A 22,591-nucleotide genomic window follows, 5' to 3' on the forward strand; every position below is an offset into this window, starting at 1 on the left:
AAAGAATGCAGCAAAATCAGACCTTTTGTTGAAGATAAAAACGAGGAGAATATGGACAGGCTGGAAACCGAGTTAAATAAAATACTTTAAGAACAAAAATCAGTTGAATAGGAAACCTCCTTCCAGTTATCCATTTCCATCCGTAATTGCTCTATTTTCGCTTTAGCACGATTAAAGGCATCACTCCCAAGGAAAAGGTTAACAGCAGGTTCCAGGCTGTCAACCAATTTCAGAAACACATCGGCAATCTTATCAGGATCGCCCAACTGGGCACCGTCCATATTGCTCATCTTTTCGTGGTAATCGCGTAAATATAGATAATCCTTAATCTGGTTTTGGTTGTAGGCGATTGAATCTGGCTTGGCAAAATTAGTCCTGAACCATCCGGGCATCACATTGGTAACATATATGCCTAAAGGTTTTAAATCATTTGCCAGGGCTTCAGTCAGTCCGCTCACAGCGAATTTGGCCGCGCAGTACATCGACCAGCCCATACCCGGCGCAAAACCTGCGATCGAAGAAATATTAATAATATGACCTGAACGCTGACTTCTCATATAAGGAAGTGCCTGTTGAACCACCCTTACAACTGCGAAAAAATTGACTTCGAAATTTTCATTGATTTCCTCAGCACTGAGTTCCTCCAAAGCACCACCCAATCCATACCCGGCATTATTAACTATTACGTCCAGCCTGCCAAATTTCCCAACTGTTTGCGCAATGGATGCTGAGATAGATGCTTCATTTTTCAGGTCCACTTCTAAAGGTAAAAATCTATCACCTGTTTCTCTAAGTTCTTTAAATGAAGCAATTGTTCTCGATGTTGCTGCTACCTGATGACCCTTTGATAGTAATTCTTTAACCACTGACAAGCCCATTCCTTTAGATGCGCCTGTGATATACCAAACTTTTGAATTGCTCATAACTTCTTTTTTATAAATCAAAGTTACCTTACATGCAGCGCTCAAATTTGTACTATACAAACCAGAATTTGTCAAATTCAAACCCACCTAAATGCAGAAGGGCTCATCGTGGTTTGTTTTTTGAAAAAATTATTGAAGTGTGCCTGATCTTCAAAACCGAGTACATAGCTTATTTCTGCAATGTTCCAGTTGCTGTACCTTAGCAGTACTTTCGCTTCGGCAGTTAGTCGCTCAAAAATCAGATCTGTGGTTGTGCGCCCGGTGGTTTTCTTTATCGCGCGGTTAAGGTAATTCACATGAATGGAAAGCTTATCTGCAGCAACTTTAGGAGAGCGCAGCTCAAAACGTTGTGAGGCAGATTCTATGGGGAACTGGCGCTCCAGTAATTCTGTAAATACCGAAGTAATCCTCGAAGCAGCATTAGTATGTTTAAGGATGTTATTTACAGGCTGAAGTTTCATCCCGAGATAGATCAGTTCGCTGACATAGTTCCGGATCAGTTCATATTTAAAGCTATAATCTGTATCAAACTCAATGATTATTTTTTCAAAAATATGCTGCAGTTCATGGGCTTGCTCCTCATCCAAACTAAACACTGGCTGTGCACCCGCTTCAAATAACCGTAGCTCAGCCAGATTCATACGCAAATTTTCTTTGAAAAATTCGTCCCTGAACACACAAAAATAACCGGCGGTACCGGCAGTTAATGGCTCATATGTATAAGGTACTTGTGGATTAAAGAACAGCAGCGTGCTGCCGCTTACCGGAATACTTTTGCTGCCGAAATGGAAAATATTATCCCCTTGAAACAGCATGATCTTAAAGAAATCCCTGCGAATAAAAGTTGGGGAAGTTGTGCCTGCCCGGATCCTGTCTTCGATCCGGAAAACATTAAATTGTCCAATGTTGTAGTGGAAATCTTCGGATATACTTCCATACTTATTCTGGTAAAACTGTTCAAGTGATTCAGTTGCTTTTGCCATAACTCAATATCTACCAATCGTGATACTTGCAATATTGAAACTTTTTATGTGATGCAGGCTATAAATCAAAATAATTATTACTGTCCCTTTTGCAGAAGAGGGACAACCAATCGGGTTACAATAAGATGTGCAACAAACGAAAGTGCCAGCGTAAACACCAGGATCATCAATTTTCTAAAAGTGGTGTCAAAGTAATCCAAAAAATTAGAACGGCCGGAACCGCTATAAAGCATTGCGAGCGAAAAGACGAGTACACCAGTTATCCATAGAGTGAGGTGCGAATAAAAATAACGTTTACGGGCAAGTTCTGATTTAGGAAATGCTGTAAATAATAAAGCTACGTGCGCAATAAAAAACAGGGCACTGCCTAATATTAAAATGTAATACATCAGCTTCTTTTTATAAAGGTTAATAGTTCTTCGAAACTATAGAAATCAATACAAATTCCCTAGTGATCATAAAATATTTTCTGTACTAAAAACATTATTTTGTCCAGCCGACAGACTTCTTCCAGTTCGCAATTTCTTTTTTCCTTTCTTCAAAATCTTCTGATATAGATTGGTTTTCAATTTCAGCCCGTCGTCTTATCAGGGCTGTCTGCTCTTCGAGTGTATTGAGTCCGATGGATGCTCTTCTCTGGTTTACTTTATCATCGTCATCAAAGATATTCGGGCTTAATTGCCCCTTTTCATCCCAGTCAAACTGAGTTCCATACTGTTGCGGTTGATCTTCAAATACAGCAATCCTGTCTGTCAGGTAAGCTAAATTTATCAGGTATGCCTGATTTTCCTGCGCCAAAATTTCTAAAAGTTTAGCACACCGTTTCATGAAGACCGGTTGTCCAATGGAATGTTGAATTATCATCCATGCTGCTTCACATGCTTCCTGGCCGACCTTTTCAATTGTTGGATAACCAATTGTGTCAATAATTTCATTTAATTTGCCGGCATTGATGCTGTGCAGACTCGCCATTTCCTGGTTATATCCCTTTCCCAGCTGCTGACTTTTAATGAGCTGATCCCGCAGCTTTAAATCGGCTTCACTGAGTCCGATTATTAGTTCTGCAAATTCTTTGTGTTCCATCTCATTGAATGCATTATTTGTCAAAACTCAGCACTTAGTCTTAAATATAGGCGAGTTTTTATTGAAGGCGAAAGCCCCATTTAGCCTACCGGTTGTCCTATGAAAAAGGTATTGTGGAATATTCCATAGAAAATCAATTATTATAACCTTCGTTCGGATTCCGCAATTGCTACATCATTGATACTTGCATACCTTTTTTGCATGAGACCATTTTCATCAAACTCCCAGTTTTCATTACCATAGGCACGGAACCATTGGCCTTTTTCATCATGAAATTCGTATTCAAAACGGACAGCAATTCTGTTATCAGTAAAAGCCCAAAGTTCTTTTTTCAGTTTGTAACCTAGTTCTTTCTGCCATTTTTCTGTTAAAAACTTAATAATCCCTTCGCGGCCGTTTACAAACACAGACCTGTTCCTCCACTCACTATCAGGAGTATATGCCATTGATACTTTTACAGGATCCTGCGTATTCCAGGCATCTTCTGCCAGTTGTACTTTTTGTTTTGCTGATTCAGGATTGAATGGAGGCAAGGGAAATTTCTGTTCCATGATTTTCAAGACAATTGATTGAAATTAGCTAATTGTAACCGCAAGGTTAATAAAAATCAGCGAATAAAATACATATGGTCTAACATAATATACGATATTGTTTAAAGCAATAGTCTGATTACTAAATCTTAATCAACAGCCATTTAAACATTCCCAAATTTTACCTGGCCGGCGTATAAACTATTGGAGATCGTCTTTTGATCTTCGTCATTGGAAGCGATGTACGTAGTGGAATAGCTGCTAATAAACTACATAAGGTTTAAAATAATCTGCAAATTTTTTCAAAGCAATTCATTTTAGCAGATTTCCGGCAACAGCATCTTCAATTATTACCAGCATTTGAGAATGAAAGAAGCCGTAATATTATTGGAAAACGAGAAATTATCTTTGTCTGATGTTGGCTACAGGCTAGGCTTCACCAACCTTAGCCATTTTGCCAGAGTGATTAAGGAACATGAGGGAGTAAATACAAAACGGTATACAAAAGCGTCATCTGAAAACGCAAAATTAATTCCCCGATAAAAGGGAATTAACTATTAAATCATTAATGCGATACATCATTATTCTCAATCCCCACCCTGTTTTTACTAATCCCGTCTTTTAAACCTCCGAAGTTGTAATTTAAGCTGATATTGAACGACCTGAAATAGCTAAGGCTTTCATACACCTGACTGAATTGCGGACCGAATGTAGTGTTTACACTGTTGCGGTATTTAGTAAAAGGATTTCTGATCCCCCCACCAACACTGAACTTATCTTTGACAATATCCTTGTTGAAATTAAACGCAGTGGAAAAAAAGCCATTTGTATATCCCTGCAAGCCTGTGGGGTTACGGCTGTTTAAGCCCAGATCAGCATTTAGAGCCCATCCATGCATCAGGCGCACAACATTTGAGAAGGTAACTGCAAACATCAGCAGGTTGTTATTGACGGGCTGTCCATTTACCTGCCCGCTAAGCCAAAGATACATGGCATTCCCATTTACACTTGCATTGTAGCTGCTGGTCACAGGATAACGAAGATTAAAATTACCGCCTGCACTGCTTGACTTGCCTGTATTGGCATAAGTTATTCTTGTGATCTGCGTAGCAGGGTTAAAATCAACTACCTGCAGATCAAGGTTGTTCATAAATGAATAATCGAGGCCTATGTTAACAGACAGCTTTTTGTTGCTGCTGTATCCAAACTGGATATCATTTAACAAGACTGGCCTTAGTTCAGGATTGCCTGTAAACTCATAGTTTGGGTTTGAACGGTCTACATAAGGATTTAACCTGTTAATGCCCGGCCTCCTGATCCTTTGCGAAAAACCAAAGTTGATACTGCTTCCGTCTTTAAAACCTTTCCCTATCGCTACAGAGGGGATGACGTTAAAATAATTTTGTTTGGCTACCGAAGCCGTACTGGAAAAATCAGCACGTATTATGGTTTCTTCCAGTCTTACACCCGCATTAATATTCCAGCTGTTGATATTCAGCTGATAGGAGTTATAAGCACTGAAAACATTTTGAGTATTCCTGAAGGCATTGGAGCGCACCGGATCTGGTTCGTATGAACCCACTGCACTGTTCAATGCGCTGTAATCAAAGTCACTGCTATTTTTCCTCAGTATTCCCTTTAGTCCGGCTTCAATATTCAGTTTTTTAACCGGTGTAACAAAATCGGCCTGGATGGTATGTTCTTTAAACCGCTGATGATCTGTTTGCAGAAAATCAGGCGTAGAAAAATTCAGGCGGTCAGCGAACGCGATGTTCCCATTTTTATCATTTACGTTTGTAGTAAACAGGTACGAGAAGGTGAGCAACCTGTTTTTCATCGCTCTAAAGCCCATTTCATAATTAATGCCAGCATCGATACCATAACCTTTGGCTTTGCTCTCGTTTTCAAATCCGTATTGCTGCAGAAGCCCATTCACACCTGTTAATGCTGATGCCTGTATAGAATAATCATTTACCCGGCTGCCATTGGAATTTAGCTGGGCCGTTAACAGATTTAAGCTATCTGCCAGATAACTCAATTCTGTTCCAAAATATGCCGTTTTGTTAGTAGATCGCTGATTGCCCTGCTGATCCAGTAATGTTCCGTCACCATCAACCCGTTTATTGGTATTAAAAGTTTTGGGCGTATGATAAATATTCCCGCCTCCAAAAGCTGAGATTCCAAACCTTCCACTTTTGGCCGTAAATGAGCCACCAGCCCCTGGTCCACCAACAGGAAGGCTTTCATTGATATTTACCGAGCCGTTGAAGCCATTATTTATTCTTTTACTGGTGATGATGTTGATGATACCGGCTAAACCTTCTGCATCATACTTAGCTGGAGGAGTGGTAATCACCTCTATCCTTTCAATTGTAGACGCAGGGATGCTTTTCAATACTGCTTTGAGATTGCCTTCCAGGCTCCCTGAGGGTTTGCCGTTAATAAGTACTTTAAAGCTGGAGTTGCCTTTCATCAGCAGATTATCTTCTCCATCTACAGACAGGTAAGGTATCTTGCGCATCATTGTAAGTACGTTATTACTCTTACTTTCAGGATCGGCTTTCAGATCATAAATTATCCTGTCTGCCTTTTGCCTTATAAACTGCTTGCTGGCAGTTACGGCTACTTCTTTTAAATTTAGCCCGGCGGTTGCAGGCGTCTGGCCAGAGGCGCTGATTTTTTGTGTAAACAATACGGCACTGATCATAACCAGCCGCAGGAGAGCGTTTTTAAATTTCATGATTGAATGGATTTTGGGCGTAAAAATTAGGCATGACGATCCCTGCAGGAATATGTGTCCTTTAAAAGTGGGTACTGGTAAGATTGATTAGTTGTGCTGCTAAAGCAGAAAGCTATAGCGTATCGTTATCCTTTTGTTTCTTTAAAAAAAGATAGTAAAGCAGGAATCCGGCGCCAATAAAGATCATTTCAATGCCGTAGGGTGCGGGAGAATTTTCGGCACTAAAGGGTACATATTCAAGTACTACAAAACCAATACCGGCCGATAGTAAAAGTAAGCCCCATTTTACCGCTTCATTTCCGGAGCCTGATAAACGAGCCAGGAATTTAAGACCGGTTTCGTCCAGTGGGCCTGCATCAATGATTCGTTTTTTTAACCGGTAGTTATACAAGGCAAGAATGAATATGGCGATCAGTATAAAGAAGACGATGACGATGATGAATGGCATTAATTGTTTCATGATGTTTTGATTAAGTGATTTGCTACAGTAGTCAGCACATCTGCCCTGCCGGTTGCAATTATTTAATAAAAATTATATTTCTCTATTTTGCAACCGCTAATGTACATATCTTGACTACTGTTATATGTTTGACGAGAACGAAATTGTAAACAGGATAGTAAAGAAAGATTTGCGGGCCTTTGAGTTATTGGTGAAACAATATGAAAAGCTCGTTTTCTTTGTTATCCACAGGTTAGTTCAGGACAAGCAGAATAAAGAAGATATCTGTCAGGAAGTCTTTATGAAAATACATCAAAACCTGCCTTCGTTTCGCTTTCAGTCAAAATTATCTACCTGGATCGCAAGAATAGCTTATTTAACTGCTGTTAATCACGTTAAAAACACTAAAAACAAGTCGCCATATGACTATCCGGAAAACATTGACAACTATCACTTTACAGATGAAAATCCCGAGCAGGAAATGATAAAAAAGAACACGGCAATGTATGTTAACCACCTTATAGACCAAATGCCCCTGCAGTATAAAACAGTATTGACCCTGTATCACCTCAACGAATTTTCACTCACCGAGATAAATGAGATTACAGGAATACCTGAAGGTACTTTGAAAAGTTACCTTTTCAGGGCACGTAAATTATTGAAAGAGAAAATTGAAAAAGACCTTAAACACGACAACACATGGAAGAGTTAAATGACGATGAATTGCAGGAGCTATTGGGCCGCATGCCAATCACCGGTGATAATAAGTTTGGAGAAAAAGCAACAAACGATCTTTTAGCCTACCAGGATTTATTTAAAACACTACAAACAGAACCGGAACAAGGGCTGCCGCTAAGTTTTGCATCAAAAGTAAAACGCAAAGTTCAGGAGCGGCTTAACCTGAAAAATGATATCCGGTTCAATATAATGGCCGCAATCATTTTCATAATCAGCCTGATGCTTGGTTACGGAATGTTGCAACTCATAAGTTCATCAACAGCTGAGTTGATATTGATTGTTGTCCTGAAATTTAAGTGGGTATTTGGATCGGTAATACTTCTTTTCTTTACGTTTTTGCTGATAGACCAGCGGCTGGTAAAGAGGGACTATTAAGCGGGGAAAAGCATCATTGATCCGGTTATTCTTTTTCACTCAGGGCTGTCTCTAAAACAGCTCTATTTTTTTCGCCCCAGTTTTCCAGGCTGATTATCAATGGCAGGAGACTAGACCCCAGAGCGGTTAACTGATATTCAACTTTGGGAATTTTAGTATTGAAAGAGGTTTTATCTACGAACCCATCTTTCACCAATTCGTCCAGTTGCCTGGTCATTACCCGCCTGTCTGCAGAAATTTTCTTCTGCAAGGCACCCGGCCTTTTAACCCCGTCTGAGATGTAATAGATTAGCATCAGTTTCCACTTGCCATTCAAAAGTTCCTTAAATACGTGCAGTCCACAATCCCTTCTTATAGGAATTTTCTTCTTGTACATCGCTTAGTCAATTAATTGTAAAAGCAAATAAGCACAAATTTGTGCGTACTTGCGGCACTGTATGTAATGAAATAAGTTTGTCTCAAATTATAAAAAAAGACAATGATCAAATTTACATTTTTAGTAAACAAACTACCACACCTGAGCGATGAAGAATTTGTAGACTATCACAAAAATCACCATGCTCCTTTATTCCTTTCTATCCCTGAGTCAGAACTTTACGTTAGAAAGTATGTAGTTAACCACCCTATCGTAGCTGAAGGTTTTCCTAAGCCTTTATATGATGCGGTAGTAGAAATCTCGTTTGATTCCTTTGAGGACTTTAACAGTTTCTTCACATCAGAAAATTATCTGACTAAGATCCATCCTGATGAGCCTACCTTTTTTGATACTGCAAACTATGTTGCAATGGCAACAAATGAAACTATCGTCAAAGCTGATGCATGATTAAAAACGCCAATCTCACCTGTTATGTGGGTTGGCGTTTTTTCAATTGCAAAATCCTTAGGTAAGAGTCAGTACAATCTTCCCTTGAATGCTTCCTTGCGCAGCTTTTTCGTGTGCTTTGCGAGCTTCAAAAAGGGGAAATATACTGTCTATGGCAACCCGAACAGTACCATTATCAAGCAAGCGGCCTGCTTCGGCCAATTGTGCTCCATCTGAACGTACCTGTGTTGCCGAAACAGTTACCCCGCGTTTCTCTGCTTCTTCGGTACCGGAAAATCCTAAAGGAAAAACCGGGAATAAAGCACCGCCACGTTTTAAAGTTTGCAAAAAACGGCCTGTAGCTGCCCCGCCAACGCAATCAATAACAAGGTCAATGTTCTGCACTGTATCCTCCGGAGGGGTATTTGTGTAATCAATAAATTCATCAGCACCAAGATCGCGCAGGAAGGCTTCATGTTTACCCGACGCCACGGCAATTACATGCGCCCCTTTCCATTTTGCCAGCTGTACAGTAAAATGTCCAACGCCGCCCGCAGCTCCATTAATCAATACTTTTTTACCCGCAAGAGGTACCGGCTCGTGTTTATTCGGCTGAAGCGGGTTTTGAACATCGTGTCCAACTTCAATCATAAACTGCCACGCCGTTAGGAGCGACATTGGTGCTGCAGCGGCATGTATATGATCCAGGCCAGCTGGCTTCAGGGCTACTTCGGAGGCTGGAGCCGTCACATATTCAGCATAGGCCTGGCTTGATCCATAGCTGGGAAAACGAACCATAGAATATACTTCGTCCCCAATTGAAAAGTCCTTAACATCATCAGCAATCGCTTCTATAACACCTGAAATGTCCGTCCCTAAAATTATGGGAAAAGGCACCTTTGGCTGCCAGTCAGGGGGAAGCATTTTATATCCGTCGCGCAGGTACCAGTCAGGCGGGTTAAGGCCCACCGCATGAACACGCACGCGAACCTCACCCGGCTTTAATTCGGGAATCTGCGCATCTTCATAACGCAACACTTCCGGGCCACCAAATTCATGCTGGCGGATCGCTTTCATTATTGGTTTCTTATCTTCTGTTCTTAAATCCATTCCTTTAATTATTAAAAGTACGTTGCAAACTTAAATGGATTAATTACTTTTGGCAAGTATGTACTTATTTGTATCTTACATACTAAAAAGTATCTAATACTGATTTACAGTGTTTTAAACAAATATAAAAGATGAAAAATAAAGCAGAAGTGCCTGAATGTATACACCGTTGTGGGGTAGAGTACGCATTTAAGCGCATAGGTGGAAAGTACAAAGGCCGTATACTCTGGCATCTGAGCTTAAAAACAGTACTCCGTTATGGTGAATTGAGCCGGACCTTACCTGATATTACGACCAAAATGCTTACCCAAACTTTAAGGGAACTGGAAGATGACAAATTGATTAACCGAAAGATGTATCATGAAGTTCCACCAAAGGTGGAATATTCATTGAGTGAAACAGGTCAGGAATTAATTCCTTTTATCGAACATTTACATAATTGGGGCAAAAAGCAATTAGACGACGAACTGTTGACAAAAAGAGATTGACTGGCGGTAGTTTGAATCTATTAACTCCAGCAATCTGCAAGCGGCAAACTTTCAGCCTGCATTGGGAATATTTTAAAGTTTAAAAGTTACGTCATGCAACAGAAAGCTGGAAATCCTGGAATTTGTCAGAATGGCAAGCTGATGAATATTTTGGATTCAATAAATAATTGACATCCGGACCAGATTATTAACTTATAACTATACCGCAAGCCCCTTTGCTCTCGACCGTTTGATATACTGGTGAATAATAAACATCAAAATTCCTGAAAGGCAGACGAGGATTAAATAGCCATAGTTTAAGTTGCGCTCATCTTTAGCCGGAAAAATATTCATGATTACATAACTCATGAAAGAAACCATTATATACACGATTCCACCCGTTAATCCACCGGCAATACCAGCATTATTGGGAAACTTGCTCATGGTATAGGAAAAATAATTGTTATAGGTAAATCCCGCACCTACATGAATAATAAATGCAAAGAATACCATTGTGTATAAATTGACAAGATATCCCAGGCTCACAAACATAGCAAGGGCAAAAATAATCTGTACTCCGATATTGACCATCATCTTTCTATAAAAGGGGCTTTTGATAGTGGCTTTTCCAATAAAACCGCCAACCATCCAGGCAAAGCCTAATATCAGCGAACAATATCCAGCCATAATTGGTGTCAAATGCAACTCATGCTCAATAATGAACGGGCCGGACATGTTATAGACCATTACCATCGAATAGGCAAAGCCCAGCATTACTATCCCCATCATAAAACTGGGAGTACTGATCATCTCAGCATAAATGCCGACGATCCTTTTTAGCCTGAATTCCATTGGCTGTCTGAGAGTTTCGCCGCTAAATACCATTTCCAATAAAAACAGAACAGCCGCCATTGCAGCTAGAAAATAGAAATTTGATGTCCATCCAAAAGTGTTTTGCAAATATCCACCTATAAATGGCGCGATGATGGGCCCCGTAGACCAGATAATCGTAAAGATGCTGAGGTAAACTTTCAGCTGTTCTCCTTCAAATACATCAACAAAATAAGCTCTTTTTGCTACCACTATACCTGCCACGGTGAGTCCATGGATTAATCTCATCAGATAAATGAGGTAAATATTATGTGTATTTGCAATGACGAGACAGGATATAATGAATATTGCCAGTGCCCCCAGGGCAATATTATACCTGCCAAAGCTGTCAACTATACTTCCAATAAATAGCTGCGCTGTTCCATAACTAACCAAAAATATACTTAATGTGAGTTGCACCTGCAGGCTGCTGATGTTCAGCGCTAATCCCATAGAGGGCATTGAAGGAAGATATATGTCTGTAGCAAATCCTGATAAAGGAATCAGGGCAAACGCCAGTATTGTTGCTATTTTCTGATTCTTTGGTTGTATTCTTTTTTGAGAGATAATATCCATGAGTATATGCAGGAAGGTCAGAACTACTGACAATAAGGTATGTGTTAAGCTGCAAAGGTAGCAGTTTAAGGATCACAACAACTCCATAATTCCGTCATAAACTTTCAAAGTCCGGCCATTTCCAATTGAATTAGCAAGCCAAGCAGTTATTAAAAATATTGCGCCCCCTGGGCGCAATATTTAAATGATTAAGCATTTTTGGTAAACCAGACAATATAAGCGTCTACAGCTTTTTGAAGAAACACTCTGCTCCTCTCATCTTTGAACACTCCCTTTTCGTCAAAAAGCTCGTTTGATTTATTGATATAAACTTCAGGCTGTTGCATTACAGGTACATTCAGAAAAACAAGACTTTGTCTTAAATGATGATTAGCGCCAAAGCCAGAAACATTGCCTGGTGAATTACTAAATACTGCACCTGGTTTACCGTCCCACACACTTTGGCCATATGGTCTTGACCCTACATCAAGCGCATTTTTCAGTACAGCAGGAACAGATCTGTTATACTCAGGAGTAATAAAAATAAAGCCATCCAGCGCTTTGGCTTCGTTTCTGAAAACCGTGTAAGCTTCAGGAATCTGATTGTGGTCGTCAAAATCCTGGTTATAGATCGGGAGGTCGTCAAGAGAAACTACTTTAAATTCAAACCCATCTGGAGCCATTGCGATCAGGGCATTCCCGATTTTTTTTGAAAAAGACTCTTTACGAAGGCTGCCTGCCAGGATACCGATTACTTTACTCATAACGTTAATATTTGATGTATATATTCTGTTTAACTGATTTCAATTACTAAAAATCATACCTTTTAAACAGCTAAGCACAACTTTTGTTCCGCTGAGACCTAAATGGAAATTCCCATGCCACATCTAAGCAAGTCCGATAGCTATCGAAATCTCCAGACACAATTAGTTGACTTACTATTTATCGAACAGTTCTTTAAGCTTGGCCTGAAGCTTTTCTCCCCGAAGGTTCTTCGCTACGATGATCTCCTTTGAATCAATCAGATAGTTTCCGGGTATCGCTCTGATCCCGTATAACTTTACAATTTCGCTTTTCCAGTAATCCAGTTCAGAAACCTGTGGCCAGTCAGGTGATCATCACTGATCCCTTGGACCCAGCTTTCTTTTTTTTATTAAGTCTCAAAATTTTGAGACTAACGGGACGCCTTGCGATGCAGGTTATACTTGCAGCGCCTGCTTTTTGAAAAGAAGCTGATAATTAAACACTACAATAGCAAAGAAAATAATACCATATGCCACGATCTGTAAATTATTAAGACGCTCATGATATACAGTTGCAGCAAGACAAAATGTAATGATGGGATTTATATACAACAACATACCTACTGTTGAAGAGTTAATCCTTTTTAACGCGAAGAGGTTAAGCAAAAGCGGAATGATCGTAAATGCAACCGCAATCAGCTCAATATAAAAGTAAAATTCAAATGACGCGGGTACAGGCCCACTGTATATAGGATAAAAGGGCACTAATATGAAAGCTGAAAGCAGGATCTGAAAAGTCAGGTTGAGAAACTTATCAAAACCTTTATTTTCCCGCTGGCTGACTAAATACAGTGCATAGGTAAAACCTACAATCATGCTAAAGGACATATCCATTATATTGCTGTATGAAAGCAGGCCGCAGCCGGTTATACTCAGCGCTACCGCAGCCCACTGTGGCTTGCTCAGTTTTTCCTGTAATATAAAAAAAGCTAATAAAGTTGTTAAAATAGGGCAAACCAAATAAGCCAGTGATGTAGCCTTTACGCTGATATGGTTCATCACATAAATAAAGGAAAACCAGTTTGCCGTTAAAAGCAGTCCGCCGGCAACATTTAATCCTATCGCTTTCAGTTTGCCTTTAACCGGCAAAGCTTTAAAAACAGCGATGTTATCAAGTAATATCCTGCGTTTAAAAAGTAATACTATCGCGAACATCAGTATAGCGCAGGAGAAAACACGGTAAAAAAGAATATCTACGGAGGGATAACTATGTATCGGCTTTAGGACCAAACTAAAGAATCCCCAAATGGTAAAGGAGGTAACTGCTGCGATGTAATATTTGGTATCTTTCACGTGCGCTGGTATTGATATTTTCAGGTAAAGAGCTACGTCCAATTTTATTTAGCTGATTATTCTTCAAAATTATAATAATACGCAACACTGTGATACCTTTAGTACTATATATTTATCAATTCATTCCTCCGCGGAGGATAGTTTATGTCTTAGAAAGGTAAAACTGCTGCATCTGCCCGATTCTGCTCCTGACCAGTTTAGATTTCATGGGCTCGTATACAAAATCTTCTTTACCATTCTGATGCACCATGATTCTGAAAGGCTGCCTGAGCTTTTGCGTAAGATGATAAACGCTTAGGTATTCTGCCAGGTCTTCCATCCGGCTGCAGCTGCTATAAATTGACACAAAGGGTGTCTTCTGCAGGGATTTGTACAGTGATACTGCGTTAGTGACATTTATCAGGTTTCCCTCCTTCTTCCAGGTAATTGCCTGCAGCAGAGAATCAGTGTATTCCGGCACGGTAACCATTCTGCTTGTCCATACCCTGTTAGTGAATGGGGCAAAAGACTTTGTCCCTGCAGTTTGATTGTCCTCAGTCAGGCCTAATGCAGCATCAACCACATGCGTAGTTTCGTGGAATATGACATACAATATGGCATCAAGCGCTCCTGCGTCTATAGTAACGCTTGCCTGCTGATCAGCCTTGAACAAAGTATTTTCTTTTTCAGTGGTCCATTGCGAGACTGTCTGGTTGAGAATTGCGGCCCTGAAAGTAATATCATAAAGCCGGTACGGCGAACCAGGGTTGAATGTAGAGGTAAGCGCGGTATTTGGCATGTTATCAAGAAAACTGATGCTGTGTAAACGTTCTTTCAGTACGCGTTGGTGCAGAGCAGGAAGGGCAGCAAAAGCCTTCGCGATCTTTACACGGTCTGCCCCGCTAAGTTCATGCCTGCGTGGCGACATGCCGGCTTTTTGAAACATAAGAATAATCTCTGGGGAGGTATCCATAACGCGGGATGAAATATCCCTGCCTGGATCTATCCCATATTTTTTCAGCGTATCCAATTTTGCAGCCGAAGAAATTGTATCCTGCCGGTCCTGTGCATTACAAACACTGACCAGAACTAAAAACCCTGTCACAACCAGAACAGGCATAAAAAAGATTTTCCGTAAGTCTGTCGTTTTCATCATAAGAAAAGTTTCTTAAACAAAGCACCTAAATCATCCTAAAGGATCGCTGTATTTATTTAAAAACGATTATTGTGAGCGTTTAGCATGACAGCTGCCAAATGGATACCCGCCGCTCTTTCATTCGCTGATTTTAAGGCTGTAGATTAGACAAATCAAGGCTGAGCTGAAGGCAAGAAAATGAAAAAGCTGGAACCCTGGCCCGGATTGCTTTCAAAACCGATCCTTCCTCCCTGCCTTTCTATAAACTCCTTGCAAAGAACCAGACCTAAACCTACACCTCTTTCGTTATTCGTACCGAATGCTGGTTCTGCTTTGATAGAAAATATCTTTTCCTGTTTCTCCGGAGAAATACCCTCTCCGTTATCACTAACGCTTAACCTGCATTCATCAGCTAACCATTCAGCATCCACATTGATGGTTCCTCCAAGGGGGCTAAATTTTACAGCGTTACTGATCAGGTTACGCACCACCAGCTGGAGCATATCTGCGTCGGCTAGAACAGTCAGTTGAGGCGAAATCTGGTAGTTCAAAGTAATATCCTTCTTTGCCGCATGCATCTTCTCCATTTCCAATGTACCTGAAAGCACAGTGAGGAGGTTCAGTTCAGAGATATGAACTGAGGGACCCTCCATTTGAGATTTGGACCAATACAGCAGATTTGATAGCATGTCCATCGTATTGTTTGTGGCCTTAAGAAGCATGCCTTCCAGTTCCCGGCGTTCAGCGCCGTTTACTTCATTTTGATTCAGCAGTTCCAGGTAATTCTGGACATTTATCAGCGGCGTGCGCAGGTCATGCGAGATGATAGACATCAGTTTGTTTTTCTCGGTGTTACTTTTCTCCAGCTGATCTTTATGCAGAAGGATTTGTTCTTTACTGATTTCTACAGCCAGAGCCCTTTCCTCTGCTGCTTTTTTTTCTTTATCATAACTCCGCCTGATGAACTTGATAGTGATATAAATTGCAAAAACAGGCATAGGAAACGCCGTCACCCTATCTACAAACTGCCCTCTTCCCACAGTGAAAGGATACATTACAAAAGAAGGATAGTAAAACTCAAGGAGATGTACACCCAAAAAGCAGAACAGATAAACTATTAACCATTTTATATGCTGCTCATGAGGCGATATTGCAAAGACCAGCAGCAGGTAGGCCGGCCAGATCAGGTCAGTAGAACCATTGATGCCAGAGTTGGCGAAATAATTTACAGAGAAGATAAGTATACCCGTTAATCCAAACAATAGATTGCTATGCTGCCTACCCTCAAAACGGGAATAATAATATTGATACGAGTAGAACAAAGCAAACAGACAAGCTGAAAAAGAACCAATATAAAGTCCCTGAAAAAAATTATAGGGGATATAAACAGAGGCAAGCAGAATTAAACCAATACTGATGGAATGGAATATCCTGGTTTCTAAAGGGAACATCAGCGGACTTCCTATCAACTCAGGCCACAAGTTATTTTTTCTCTCCCTGATAGAAGAACGTACAATACCGCTGAAGTTGAATTTTGACATGAAGGAAATTAAGAGCTGCGTGTTCCTGCAGCAAACATAATACTTTTTCTAAAAATCCATCAACATCGATAACTAAATCGGATGACATCCTGCAACTTTATTTATCTTTATCGGATGACTGATAAGTTCAAAGTCCCACCCTTTCCTGCCGTTATCCTGGCCATACTTAGCGTACAAATTGGTGCAGCATTTGCGAAAAGCCTGTTCCCGGTTTTAGGTGCCGCGGGTACCAGTACTGTCCGCATAGGGATTTCTGCCTTGATTCTGCTTGCTTTTAACAGGCCAGACTTAAGAAAGCTTACTGCTGCGCAATGGAAGGCTGTTATTCCTTACGGGATTTGCCTTGGGGCAATGAATGGGGTGTTTTATTTATCTCTGTCACGAATACCTCTCGGACTAGCAGTAGCGCTTGAATTTATCGGCCCGCTGATGCTCTCCGTTTTAACTTCAAAAAGCCGGCTGGATTATTTGTGGGCTTTACTGGCTATCGCCGGCATTGCTCTCATCACCCCATGGAATGGAAATGGAATTGATCTTTATGGTGCAGCTATGGCATTGCTTGCAGGCACATTCTGGGCAGGTTACATCATTCTTGGCCAGCGAACCTCAACAGTTATAGACGGCGCACAGGCTGTTACCGTAGGAATGATTTTCGCAATTGTAGTCATTTTGCCTTTTGGCATTGCCGATGGCAGGCTGGGCAATTTCACTGTTGCAATGATTCCTTCTGCTATTGCATTGGGTTTATTATGCAGCGCCATCCCTTTCTCTCTTGAAATTGGCGCATTGAAACATATCCCTGCAAAAACATTCAGCATTTTGATGAGCCTTGAACCAGCAGTTGCCGCAGTATGTGGCCTGATTTTCCTGAAAGAATACCTTTCCTTGATTGAATGGCTGGCTATAGTTTTGGTAGTTACCGCAAGTCTTGGCGCAACACTTACAGGCAAACCTGAGAAACAAATTGTACAATAATCAAACCGAACTCCCTACCCCCTCCCCGTTCATATATTTACCTTAACTTGGCCGCAAAATAAACATGTATGGAAAATCATCCAATGTCAGACATTAAATCAGCTACTGTTGCTGGTGTGGAAGTCAACTATTATGAAAGTGGTTCAGGTAGCCCGATGATCTTGCTGCACGGCTGGCCGCAGACCTCCTATATCTGGCGCAAAGTGTTACCGGCCCTGCAGGAACAGTATCATGTTTTTGCTATTGACCTGCCCGGAATGGGAAACAGCAATTCCTTAGTGTCTGCAGATACACAAACTGTGGCCAGGCTGATCAAAGCTTTCTGTGACCAGTTTAATCTCAATGATATTCACCTGGTGGGCCATGATGTAGGTGCCTGGGTAGCAGTGACGTTTGCCCTTGAGTTTGAGAGCCTGCTAAAGTCATTAGTGGTGCTGGATGCAGGTATTCCTTCGCTTATTCCTGATGAAGTGTTTGCTCCTCAGAATGCAAAAAAGATCTGGCAGTTTTATTTTCATGCAATTGATGGCATGCCTGAATTTTTGATAGAGGGTAAAGAAAAGGAATATTTAAGCTGGTATTTCACCACAAAGACCGCCGTAAAAGATGCCATTACAGAAGAAGACATGGCTGTATATATTGAAGCTTATACCGGAAAAGAAAGACTGGGGAGCGGTTTCGACTATTACCGGGCATTTCCGGAGAGTGCCCTGCAGAATAAGGCTTTTAAGCATAGCCTGAGCATTCCAATTTTAGCTATAGGTGCACAACAGGGACAAGGTTTAAATGTAGGAATGGCCATGCAAAAAATTGCCAGTGCTGAAATCCAGTCGGTAAGTATCCCTGATTGCGGACATTATATTGTTGAAGAACGCCCGGAGGAATTTCTGAAACTGCTATTGAAATTCCTGAATGAAAACTGAGTGTTTGATTATGCGATTTTTTTATTCTCATAAACCAGCTCATCTACTACGTCAACGTAGAGATCATAGCTCAGGCATTTAAATAAGGCTTTTTTATGGTAATAATCATAGATGCAGATAATTCTGCATGTGGGAGATGATGCGATATCAAAGGCAGACCTCTCCATTTCAAGCGGGGTTTCTGCATTCAGAATATTAAAATTTCCGGCCAGGTCATGGTAAAGGATGCGGTACATAATAGTTTATTATATAATTACATACGAGATAATACAGCTGTAAGGTTGTACAACAATGTATTTATTTATAATTGTCATAGTGTTGCATCGTACAATACGCTATCTTATCTTAGTGAAAATCTAAATAGAATTGAATGCTGGAAGACTTTCCTTTTTATCTTGGGCTTATTGTAGCCATAGTATTTCTGATTATGCTGGCCGAAAAAATCCGTGTGGCCTATCCGGTACTGCTGGTTTTATTTGGCCTTGCTATCAGCCTGATTCCTGGTATACCCCCTGTACATATTAACCCGGAGCTGATCTTTATCATCTTTTTACCGCCGCTCCTGTATGAAGCATCCTGGGCTATATCCGGAAAAGAACTCTGGAGATGGCGGCGGATCATAGGCAGTTTTGCCTTTGTCGTTGTCTTTCTTACAGCACTTTCCGTTGCATTTGTGGCAAACCATTTTATTCCGGGTTTCTCGCTGGCATTAGGCTTTTTACTGGGCGGCATCGTTTCACCACCTGACGCAGTGAGCGCGGGTGCGATCCTGAAATTCGTAAAAGTACCTAAACGGATGTCGTCTATTCTGGAAGGCGAAAGCCTGCTGAATGATGCGTCTTCGCTGATAATTTTCCGCTTTGCGCTGATCGCTGTGGCAACGGGCCAATTCATCTGGGCAGATGCTACCCTAACTTTCTTCTGGATGCTGACTGGCGGTGTAGGAATAGGACTGGCAGTGGGATGGATATTTATGACTGTCCATAAATACCTGCCAACCGATACCAATACCGATATGGCATTAAGCATTGTTACTCCTTATGTAATGTATATTGCTGCAGAAGAAGCGCACACTTCCGGAGTGCTTGCCGTAGTGAGTGGCGGACTGTTATTGTCCAGCAAAAGATATTTGTTTTTAAGCAGCAGCTCACGTCTGCGTGGAATTAACGTCTGGGAAAGCCTTTGCTTTGTGCTAAACGGGCTTGTCTTTACACTGATTGGATTAGATCTGCCGGAAATCACATCAGGACTTGGAGATGTCAGTGTTTCTGCAGCTATAGGATATGGTCTACTGATCACTGCTGTCCTTATTTTTGGAAGGATCTTATCCGCATATGGCGCGGTTATAACCACCTTAATTGCAAGGAATTTTATCACTGTCGCCGACCGCAGAAATCCGGGAATGAAGGTCCCTTTTGTTCTTGGATGGACGGGTATGCGGGGTGTAGTATCGCTCGCAGCAGCTTTATCTATTCCTGTACAGCTTGCAGATGGCAGTCCTTTCCCGCAGCGTAACCTCATCCTGTTTATTACTTTTGTAGTTATACTGGTTACTTTACTGCTACAAGGACTTACATTGCCTTATGTAATAAAAAAAATAGGCCTGCCGGATGTTGACCATCCTGACCCGGAACAAGATGAAGAAAATGCGATCAGAAGGGAAATGGCCGGCCATGCATTATTACATTTACAAAATAAGTATAGCGAACAGTTAGAAAGACAACCTTTTCTGCGCCAACTGGCGGCAAAGTGGGCAGACAAGAGTCAATTAAGGGTTGAAGAAGATCTTGCAAAAGAAGTGAAAGATGTTTACCTGGACATTCTGAATCAGCAGAGGAACTGGCTCCTGCAGAAGAACCTTGCAGAAGAAACACTGGACGAAGAGATCATTCGTAAACAACTGAAGTACCTCGATCTTGAAGAAGAAAAGTTACTGTTTATCTAAATTATACATAACTGTTATGACATAAACATGTAACAACAGTGATTCTTATCACTGGGTAGTGCTAATTCAAGTATATTTGCCCATCTGAATAAATTAGTTTAATGGACAGTTCACCCGTACACCTTCCGGAGATTCAAAGGTTAAGTGCTTTAGATTCCTATCAGATTTTTGATACTGAAGCTGAGGCTGAGTTTGATGAACTGGCTTCTCTTGCTTCAACTATTTGCAACGTTCCTATTGCACTGATCACTTTTATAGATTCCGAAAGGCAGTCATTCAAGTCACACCATGGAACTGACATGACGGAGAACAAAAGAGAATTATCATTCTGTACCCATACTATCGCTTCATCTGAGGAAATTATGATCGTTGCAGATGCCCGTTTAGACAAAAGATTTGCAGATAATCCTGTGGTTACCGGTCCGGCACAAATTGCTTTCTATGCCGGAGTACCGCTGATCAATGAAGATGGCTTTGCCCTGGGAACGATCTGTATATTTGATCAGCAACCTCATACGATTACACAAGTCCAGATCAGTGCGCTTAAAACCCTGGCCAAACAGGTAATTGACAAACTTGAACTGCGGAGAAAGATACGTCAGCTGGAAAAAACAAATCAGGACCTGCTCAACTCCAATGTGCTGATCCAGAAATTTGCTTCGATGGCAGCACATGATATTAAAAATCCGCTGAGCAATATTCTGTTAAGCTCACAGGCGCTAAAAATCCGTCATGAAAAACAACAGTATGAGGGTTGCTTAAAATTGATCGATCTAAGTATCTCTTCTACGCATGGTTTACTCAATTTAGTAAACGAGATGCTTGAATATTCTAAATCCCCCTCATCGCTGCTGGCTAACAAGCAACACTTCAGCCTCAGCAGCCTGATCAAAAAGATCACAGGTATGCTCCTGATCCCAAAGGGTATAAAGATTACTTTCTCCGAAGAGAAGCAGGAACTTTACATGTCTTTAATTGCACTCGACCAGATCATCCTTAATCTGGTGAATAATGCTATCCGCTACAATGACAAGGAGGAAGGATTTGTAGATATTCGTTTTAAACAGGATGAAACGTATTACAATCTGGAAATTGAAGACAACGGTATTGGGATCGCGGAGGAGAACTTTGAGAAGATTTTCCTGCCAAATATTACGCTTGGGCAGACAGACAGAAGCAACAACAAAGGAACCGGAATAGGCTTGTCAATCGTTAAAGACCTTGTAAGTGCGTTGAATGGATCTATCTCTGTGAAATCTACGCCCGGTACCGGCACTACATTTTTTGTTGCTATTAAAAAATAATTGTGTCTTTCCTATTGCACCAACAGGCTTAAAATACATTCCTGAGTTCAGCTACATCAGGAATGTATGCTATTGGTTTATTTTCCCGCCTGCTTTAGAGGTTTAATTCCCTTTGTGCTCACCTTGATTATATTTCCTTTTTTGTCAAAATTAAGGCTGTCCAAACAAAGCTGCCTTAAAACATAAGCTTGTTTTTGTGGAAGTATCCTGTGGTATAAGATATAGTCCTGGTTCTTCTCGCGGAATGTGGTATGATGGCCCGGACCGTATACGGTACTGTCTGGAGATGTGTTTAATATCACCCGGTGCTCATCTTCTTTAAACGGCCCCATCGGACTATTGCCTGTGGCATAGCCAACCTGATAAGTGGGATCAATAGCTTTCCCTTCTGAGAACATCAGGTAATATTTGTTATTTCTTTTGAGCATGTGCGCACCCTCAAAAAAGTGCGGAGTAGTGACCTCCACTGGCTTACCATCAAAAGTATGCATATCCTTTTTCAATTTTACCACCATGCAATGCCCGTTGATCCATTTGAAACCAGATCCCCAGTACAAATAGGCCTGTCCGTCATCGTCAATAAAACAATCAGGATCAATATTGTGTACACCAGGATATTCGTCGCCTCTGATCAGCGGACTCTGGTCTGCCTTGATATTTTTCCATGGGCCCAGGGGCGTATCTCCTACCCCTGCCCATACTTCGCTGCCCACGGCAACATACATGTAGAATTTATTGTCTTTTCCCTTAACTACTGATGGCGCCCAAACCATTGAATTTTTAGATGTAGGGCTGGTGCAGGCCGCCTTGGTAGGCCAGTTAAGGTGTTTTTGCTCAAATTTGATGAAGTCCTTTGTTTCAAAAACGGCGAGTTCTTCCTTCCCCCAGGGATCTATGGTTGCATAAATGTAATAGCTGCCTTTATCTTTTACAATGGCTGGGTCGGCATAATAACCCGGAAGTATTGGATTGCTGATTGTCTTTTGTTTCTGCTGGGCACTGGAAACAACAGCCAGAGAGCATGTACATACTAACGTAAAAGCGATTCTCAGTCCGATCATACGCAGTTGAGTTGTCA

25 protein-coding genes are annotated in these 22,591 nt (G+C 41.1%); 9 read left to right on the forward strand and 16 right to left on the reverse strand.

Annotated elements, in window-relative coordinates:
- Positions 1 to 86: 86 nt before the first annotated feature.
- From ABWY16_RS10925 to ABWY16_RS10945, 5 genes are all read right to left on the reverse strand, one after another.
- Complete coding sequence (locus ABWY16_RS10925) at positions 87 to 923, reverse strand: SDR family NAD(P)-dependent oxidoreductase (RefSeq protein ID WP_353904682.1); 837 nt, start codon at positions 921 to 923, stop codon at positions 87 to 89.
- Between the two features lie 77 nt (positions 924 to 1,000).
- The gene (locus ABWY16_RS10930) at positions 1,001 to 1,906 is read right to left on the reverse strand and encodes a helix-turn-helix domain-containing protein (protein WP_353904683.1); all 906 of its coding nucleotides are present in this window, start codon (positions 1,904 to 1,906) and stop codon (positions 1,001 to 1,003) included.
- Between the two features lie 77 nt (positions 1,907 to 1,983).
- On the reverse strand, positions 1,984 to 2,295 hold the full coding sequence (locus ABWY16_RS10935) for a hypothetical protein (protein WP_353904684.1): 312 nt from the start codon (positions 2,293 to 2,295) through the stop codon (positions 1,984 to 1,986).
- 94 nt (positions 2,296 to 2,389) lie between these two features.
- Complete coding sequence (locus ABWY16_RS10940; RefSeq protein WP_353904685.1) at positions 2,390 to 2,989, reverse strand: DUF6624 domain-containing protein; 600 nt, start codon at positions 2,987 to 2,989, stop codon at positions 2,390 to 2,392.
- 140 nt (positions 2,990 to 3,129) lie between these two features.
- Positions 3,130 to 3,540 (reverse strand): nuclear transport factor 2 family protein, encoded by a 411-nt coding sequence (locus tag ABWY16_RS10945; protein ID WP_353904686.1) that lies wholly within the window; start codon positions 3,538 to 3,540, stop codon positions 3,130 to 3,132.
- Between the two features lie 318 nt (positions 3,541 to 3,858).
- On the opposite strand from ABWY16_RS10945, the gene ABWY16_RS10950 reads away from it, so the two are divergent.
- Positions 3,859 to 4,062 (forward strand): helix-turn-helix domain-containing protein, encoded by a 204-nt coding sequence (locus ABWY16_RS10950; RefSeq protein ID WP_353904706.1) that lies wholly within the window; start codon positions 3,859 to 3,861, stop codon positions 4,060 to 4,062.
- Between the two features lie 22 nt (positions 4,063 to 4,084).
- Here ABWY16_RS10950 and ABWY16_RS10955 read toward each other — a convergent pair whose 3' ends face one another.
- Positions 4,085 to 6,259: an outer membrane beta-barrel protein gene (locus ABWY16_RS10955; RefSeq protein WP_353904687.1), complete on the reverse strand. Its 2,175-nt coding sequence runs from the start codon at positions 6,257 to 6,259 to the stop codon at positions 4,085 to 4,087.
- Between the two features lie 112 nt (positions 6,260 to 6,371).
- Positions 6,372 to 6,719 (reverse strand): hypothetical protein, encoded by a 348-nt coding sequence (locus tag ABWY16_RS10960; protein WP_353904688.1) that lies wholly within the window; start codon positions 6,717 to 6,719, stop codon positions 6,372 to 6,374.
- 124 nt (positions 6,720 to 6,843) lie between these two features.
- Between ABWY16_RS10960 and ABWY16_RS10965 the strand changes: the two genes are divergently transcribed.
- Together ABWY16_RS10965 and ABWY16_RS10970 are read left to right on the forward strand one after the other, a co-directional pair.
- Positions 6,844 to 7,410, forward strand: coding sequence for an RNA polymerase sigma factor (locus tag ABWY16_RS10965; protein ID WP_353904689.1), 567 nt, complete (start codon positions 6,844 to 6,846; stop codon positions 7,408 to 7,410).
- On the forward strand, positions 7,398 to 7,811 hold the full coding sequence (locus tag ABWY16_RS10970) for a hypothetical protein (RefSeq protein WP_353904690.1): 414 nt from the start codon (positions 7,398 to 7,400) through the stop codon (positions 7,809 to 7,811). The genes ABWY16_RS10965 and ABWY16_RS10970 overlap by 13 nt, the downstream gene beginning before the upstream one ends.
- Positions 7,812 to 7,836: 25 nt before the next feature.
- On the opposite strand, the gene ABWY16_RS10975 is transcribed toward ABWY16_RS10970, so the two are convergent.
- Positions 7,837 to 8,187 (reverse strand): winged helix-turn-helix transcriptional regulator, encoded by a 351-nt coding sequence (locus ABWY16_RS10975; RefSeq protein ID WP_353904691.1) that lies wholly within the window; start codon positions 8,185 to 8,187, stop codon positions 7,837 to 7,839.
- A gap of 102 nt (positions 8,188 to 8,289) precedes the next feature.
- On the opposite strand from ABWY16_RS10975, the gene ABWY16_RS10980 reads away from it, so the two are divergent.
- Positions 8,290 to 8,634, forward strand: a complete 345-nt coding sequence (locus ABWY16_RS10980; protein WP_353904692.1) for an EthD domain-containing protein — start codon at positions 8,290 to 8,292, stop codon at positions 8,632 to 8,634.
- Positions 8,635 to 8,691: 57 nt separating this feature from the next.
- Here the strand turns inward: ABWY16_RS10980 and ABWY16_RS10985 are convergent, their stop codons facing one another.
- Entirely contained in the window at positions 8,692 to 9,723 is a 1,032-nt protein-coding gene (locus ABWY16_RS10985; protein ID WP_353904693.1) for an NADP-dependent oxidoreductase, read from the reverse strand.
- Positions 9,724 to 9,854: 131 nt separating this feature from the next.
- Here ABWY16_RS10985 and ABWY16_RS10990 point away from each other — a divergent pair, with 131 nt between their 5' ends.
- Positions 9,855 to 10,211: a winged helix-turn-helix transcriptional regulator gene (locus ABWY16_RS10990; RefSeq protein ID WP_353904694.1), complete on the forward strand. Its 357-nt coding sequence runs from the start codon at positions 9,855 to 9,857 to the stop codon at positions 10,209 to 10,211.
- A gap of 198 nt (positions 10,212 to 10,409) precedes the next feature.
- Here ABWY16_RS10990 and ABWY16_RS10995 read toward each other — a convergent pair whose 3' ends face one another.
- From ABWY16_RS10995 to ABWY16_RS11015, 5 genes are all read right to left on the reverse strand, one after another.
- Positions 10,410 to 11,669 carry an MFS transporter gene (locus ABWY16_RS10995; RefSeq protein WP_353904695.1) on the reverse strand — a complete coding sequence of 420 codons (1,260 nt, stop codon included), beginning with the start codon at positions 11,667 to 11,669 and terminating at the stop codon, positions 10,410 to 10,412.
- 155 nt (positions 11,670 to 11,824) lie between these two features.
- Positions 11,825 to 12,379, reverse strand: coding sequence for an NADPH-dependent FMN reductase (locus ABWY16_RS11000; protein ID WP_353904696.1), 555 nt, complete (start codon positions 12,377 to 12,379; stop codon positions 11,825 to 11,827).
- Positions 12,380 to 12,814: 435 nt separating this feature from the next.
- On the reverse strand, positions 12,815 to 13,711 hold the full coding sequence (locus ABWY16_RS11005; RefSeq protein ID WP_353904697.1) for an EamA family transporter: 897 nt from the start codon (positions 13,709 to 13,711) through the stop codon (positions 12,815 to 12,817).
- Between the two features lie 142 nt (positions 13,712 to 13,853).
- Entirely contained in the window at positions 13,854 to 14,846 is a 993-nt protein-coding gene (locus ABWY16_RS11010; RefSeq protein WP_353904698.1) for a hypothetical protein, read from the reverse strand.
- Positions 14,847 to 14,998: 152 nt separating this feature from the next.
- Positions 14,999 to 16,366, reverse strand: coding sequence for a sensor histidine kinase (locus ABWY16_RS11015; protein WP_353904699.1), 1,368 nt, complete (start codon positions 16,364 to 16,366; stop codon positions 14,999 to 15,001).
- Between the two features lie 114 nt (positions 16,367 to 16,480).
- Between ABWY16_RS11015 and ABWY16_RS11020 the strand changes: the two genes are divergently transcribed.
- Both ABWY16_RS11020 and ABWY16_RS11025 read left to right on the forward strand, forming a co-directional pair.
- On the forward strand, positions 16,481 to 17,341 hold the full coding sequence (locus ABWY16_RS11020) for an EamA family transporter (RefSeq protein ID WP_353904700.1): 861 nt from the start codon (positions 16,481 to 16,483) through the stop codon (positions 17,339 to 17,341).
- A gap of 68 nt (positions 17,342 to 17,409) precedes the next feature.
- A complete protein-coding gene (locus ABWY16_RS11025) occupies positions 17,410 to 18,264 on the forward strand; it encodes an alpha/beta hydrolase (RefSeq protein WP_353904701.1) in 855 nt (284 codons plus the stop codon).
- Between the two features lie 8 nt (positions 18,265 to 18,272).
- Here ABWY16_RS11025 and ABWY16_RS11030 read toward each other — a convergent pair whose 3' ends face one another.
- Complete coding sequence (locus ABWY16_RS11030; protein WP_353904702.1) at positions 18,273 to 18,500, reverse strand: hypothetical protein; 228 nt, start codon at positions 18,498 to 18,500, stop codon at positions 18,273 to 18,275.
- Between the two features lie 134 nt (positions 18,501 to 18,634).
- Here ABWY16_RS11030 and ABWY16_RS11035 point away from each other — a divergent pair, with 134 nt between their 5' ends.
- Positions 18,635 to 20,209, forward strand: a complete 1,575-nt coding sequence (locus ABWY16_RS11035) for a Na+/H+ antiporter (protein WP_353904703.1) — start codon at positions 18,635 to 18,637, stop codon at positions 20,207 to 20,209.
- 101 nt (positions 20,210 to 20,310) lie between these two features.
- Entirely contained in the window at positions 20,311 to 21,513 is a 1,203-nt protein-coding gene (locus ABWY16_RS11040) for a GAF domain-containing sensor histidine kinase (protein WP_353904704.1), read from the forward strand.
- Between the two features lie 77 nt (positions 21,514 to 21,590).
- Here the strand turns inward: ABWY16_RS11040 and ABWY16_RS11045 are convergent.
- The coding region (locus tag ABWY16_RS11045; protein ID WP_353904705.1) for a family 43 glycosylhydrolase at positions 21,591 to 22,591 on the reverse strand (1,001 nt) is incomplete at its 5' end.

Origin of the sequence: Pedobacter sp. (assembly GCF_040513095.1) — a bacterium.
In the GTDB taxonomy this organism is placed as follows: Bacteria; Bacteroidota; Bacteroidia; order Sphingobacteriales; family Sphingobacteriaceae; genus Pedobacter.

Coding starts and splice junctions, on each gene's coding strand:
- ABWY16_RS10925 (WP_353904682.1), bottom strand. CDS start 923: ATGAGCAATTCAAAAGTTTGGTATATCACAGGCGCATCTAAAGGAATG.
- ABWY16_RS10930 (WP_353904683.1), bottom strand. CDS start 1,906: ATGGCAAAAGCAACTGAATCACTTGAACAGTTTTACCAGAATAAGTAT.
- ABWY16_RS10935 (WP_353904684.1), bottom strand. CDS start 2,295: ATGTATTACATTTTAATATTAGGCAGTGCCCTGTTTTTTATTGCGCAC.
- ABWY16_RS10940 (WP_353904685.1), bottom strand. CDS start 2,989: ATGGAACACAAAGAATTTGCAGAACTAATAATCGGACTCAGTGAAGCC.
- ABWY16_RS10945 (WP_353904686.1), bottom strand. CDS start 3,540: ATGGAACAGAAATTTCCCTTGCCTCCATTCAATCCTGAATCAGCAAAA.
- ABWY16_RS10955 (WP_353904687.1), bottom strand. CDS start 6,259: ATGAAATTTAAAAACGCTCTCCTGCGGCTGGTTATGATCAGTGCCGTA.
- ABWY16_RS10960 (WP_353904688.1), bottom strand. CDS start 6,719: ATGAAACAATTAATGCCATTCATCATCGTCATCGTCTTCTTTATACTG.
- ABWY16_RS10965 (WP_353904689.1), top strand. CDS start 6,844: ATGTTTGACGAGAACGAAATTGTAAACAGGATAGTAAAGAAAGATTTG.
- ABWY16_RS10970 (WP_353904690.1), top strand. CDS start 7,398: ATGGAAGAGTTAAATGACGATGAATTGCAGGAGCTATTGGGCCGCATG.
- ABWY16_RS10975 (WP_353904691.1), bottom strand. CDS start 8,187: ATGTACAAGAAGAAAATTCCTATAAGAAGGGATTGTGGACTGCACGTA.
- ABWY16_RS10980 (WP_353904692.1), top strand. CDS start 8,290: ATGATCAAATTTACATTTTTAGTAAACAAACTACCACACCTGAGCGAT.
- ABWY16_RS10985 (WP_353904693.1), bottom strand. CDS start 9,723: ATGGATTTAAGAACAGAAGATAAGAAACCAATAATGAAAGCGATCCGC.
- ABWY16_RS10990 (WP_353904694.1), top strand. CDS start 9,855: ATGAAAAATAAAGCAGAAGTGCCTGAATGTATACACCGTTGTGGGGTA.
- ABWY16_RS11000 (WP_353904696.1), bottom strand. CDS start 12,379: ATGAGTAAAGTAATCGGTATCCTGGCAGGCAGCCTTCGTAAAGAGTCT.
- ABWY16_RS11010 (WP_353904698.1), bottom strand. CDS start 14,846: ATGATGAAAACGACAGACTTACGGAAAATCTTTTTTATGCCTGTTCTG.
- ABWY16_RS11015 (WP_353904699.1), bottom strand. CDS start 16,366: ATGTCAAAATTCAACTTCAGCGGTATTGTACGTTCTTCTATCAGGGAG.
- ABWY16_RS11020 (WP_353904700.1), top strand. CDS start 16,481: ATGACTGATAAGTTCAAAGTCCCACCCTTTCCTGCCGTTATCCTGGCC.
- ABWY16_RS11025 (WP_353904701.1), top strand. CDS start 17,410: ATGGAAAATCATCCAATGTCAGACATTAAATCAGCTACTGTTGCTGGT.
- ABWY16_RS11030 (WP_353904702.1), bottom strand. CDS start 18,500: ATGTACCGCATCCTTTACCATGACCTGGCCGGAAATTTTAATATTCTG.
- ABWY16_RS11035 (WP_353904703.1), top strand. CDS start 18,635: ATGCTGGAAGACTTTCCTTTTTATCTTGGGCTTATTGTAGCCATAGTA.
- ABWY16_RS11040 (WP_353904704.1), top strand. CDS start 20,311: ATGGACAGTTCACCCGTACACCTTCCGGAGATTCAAAGGTTAAGTGCT.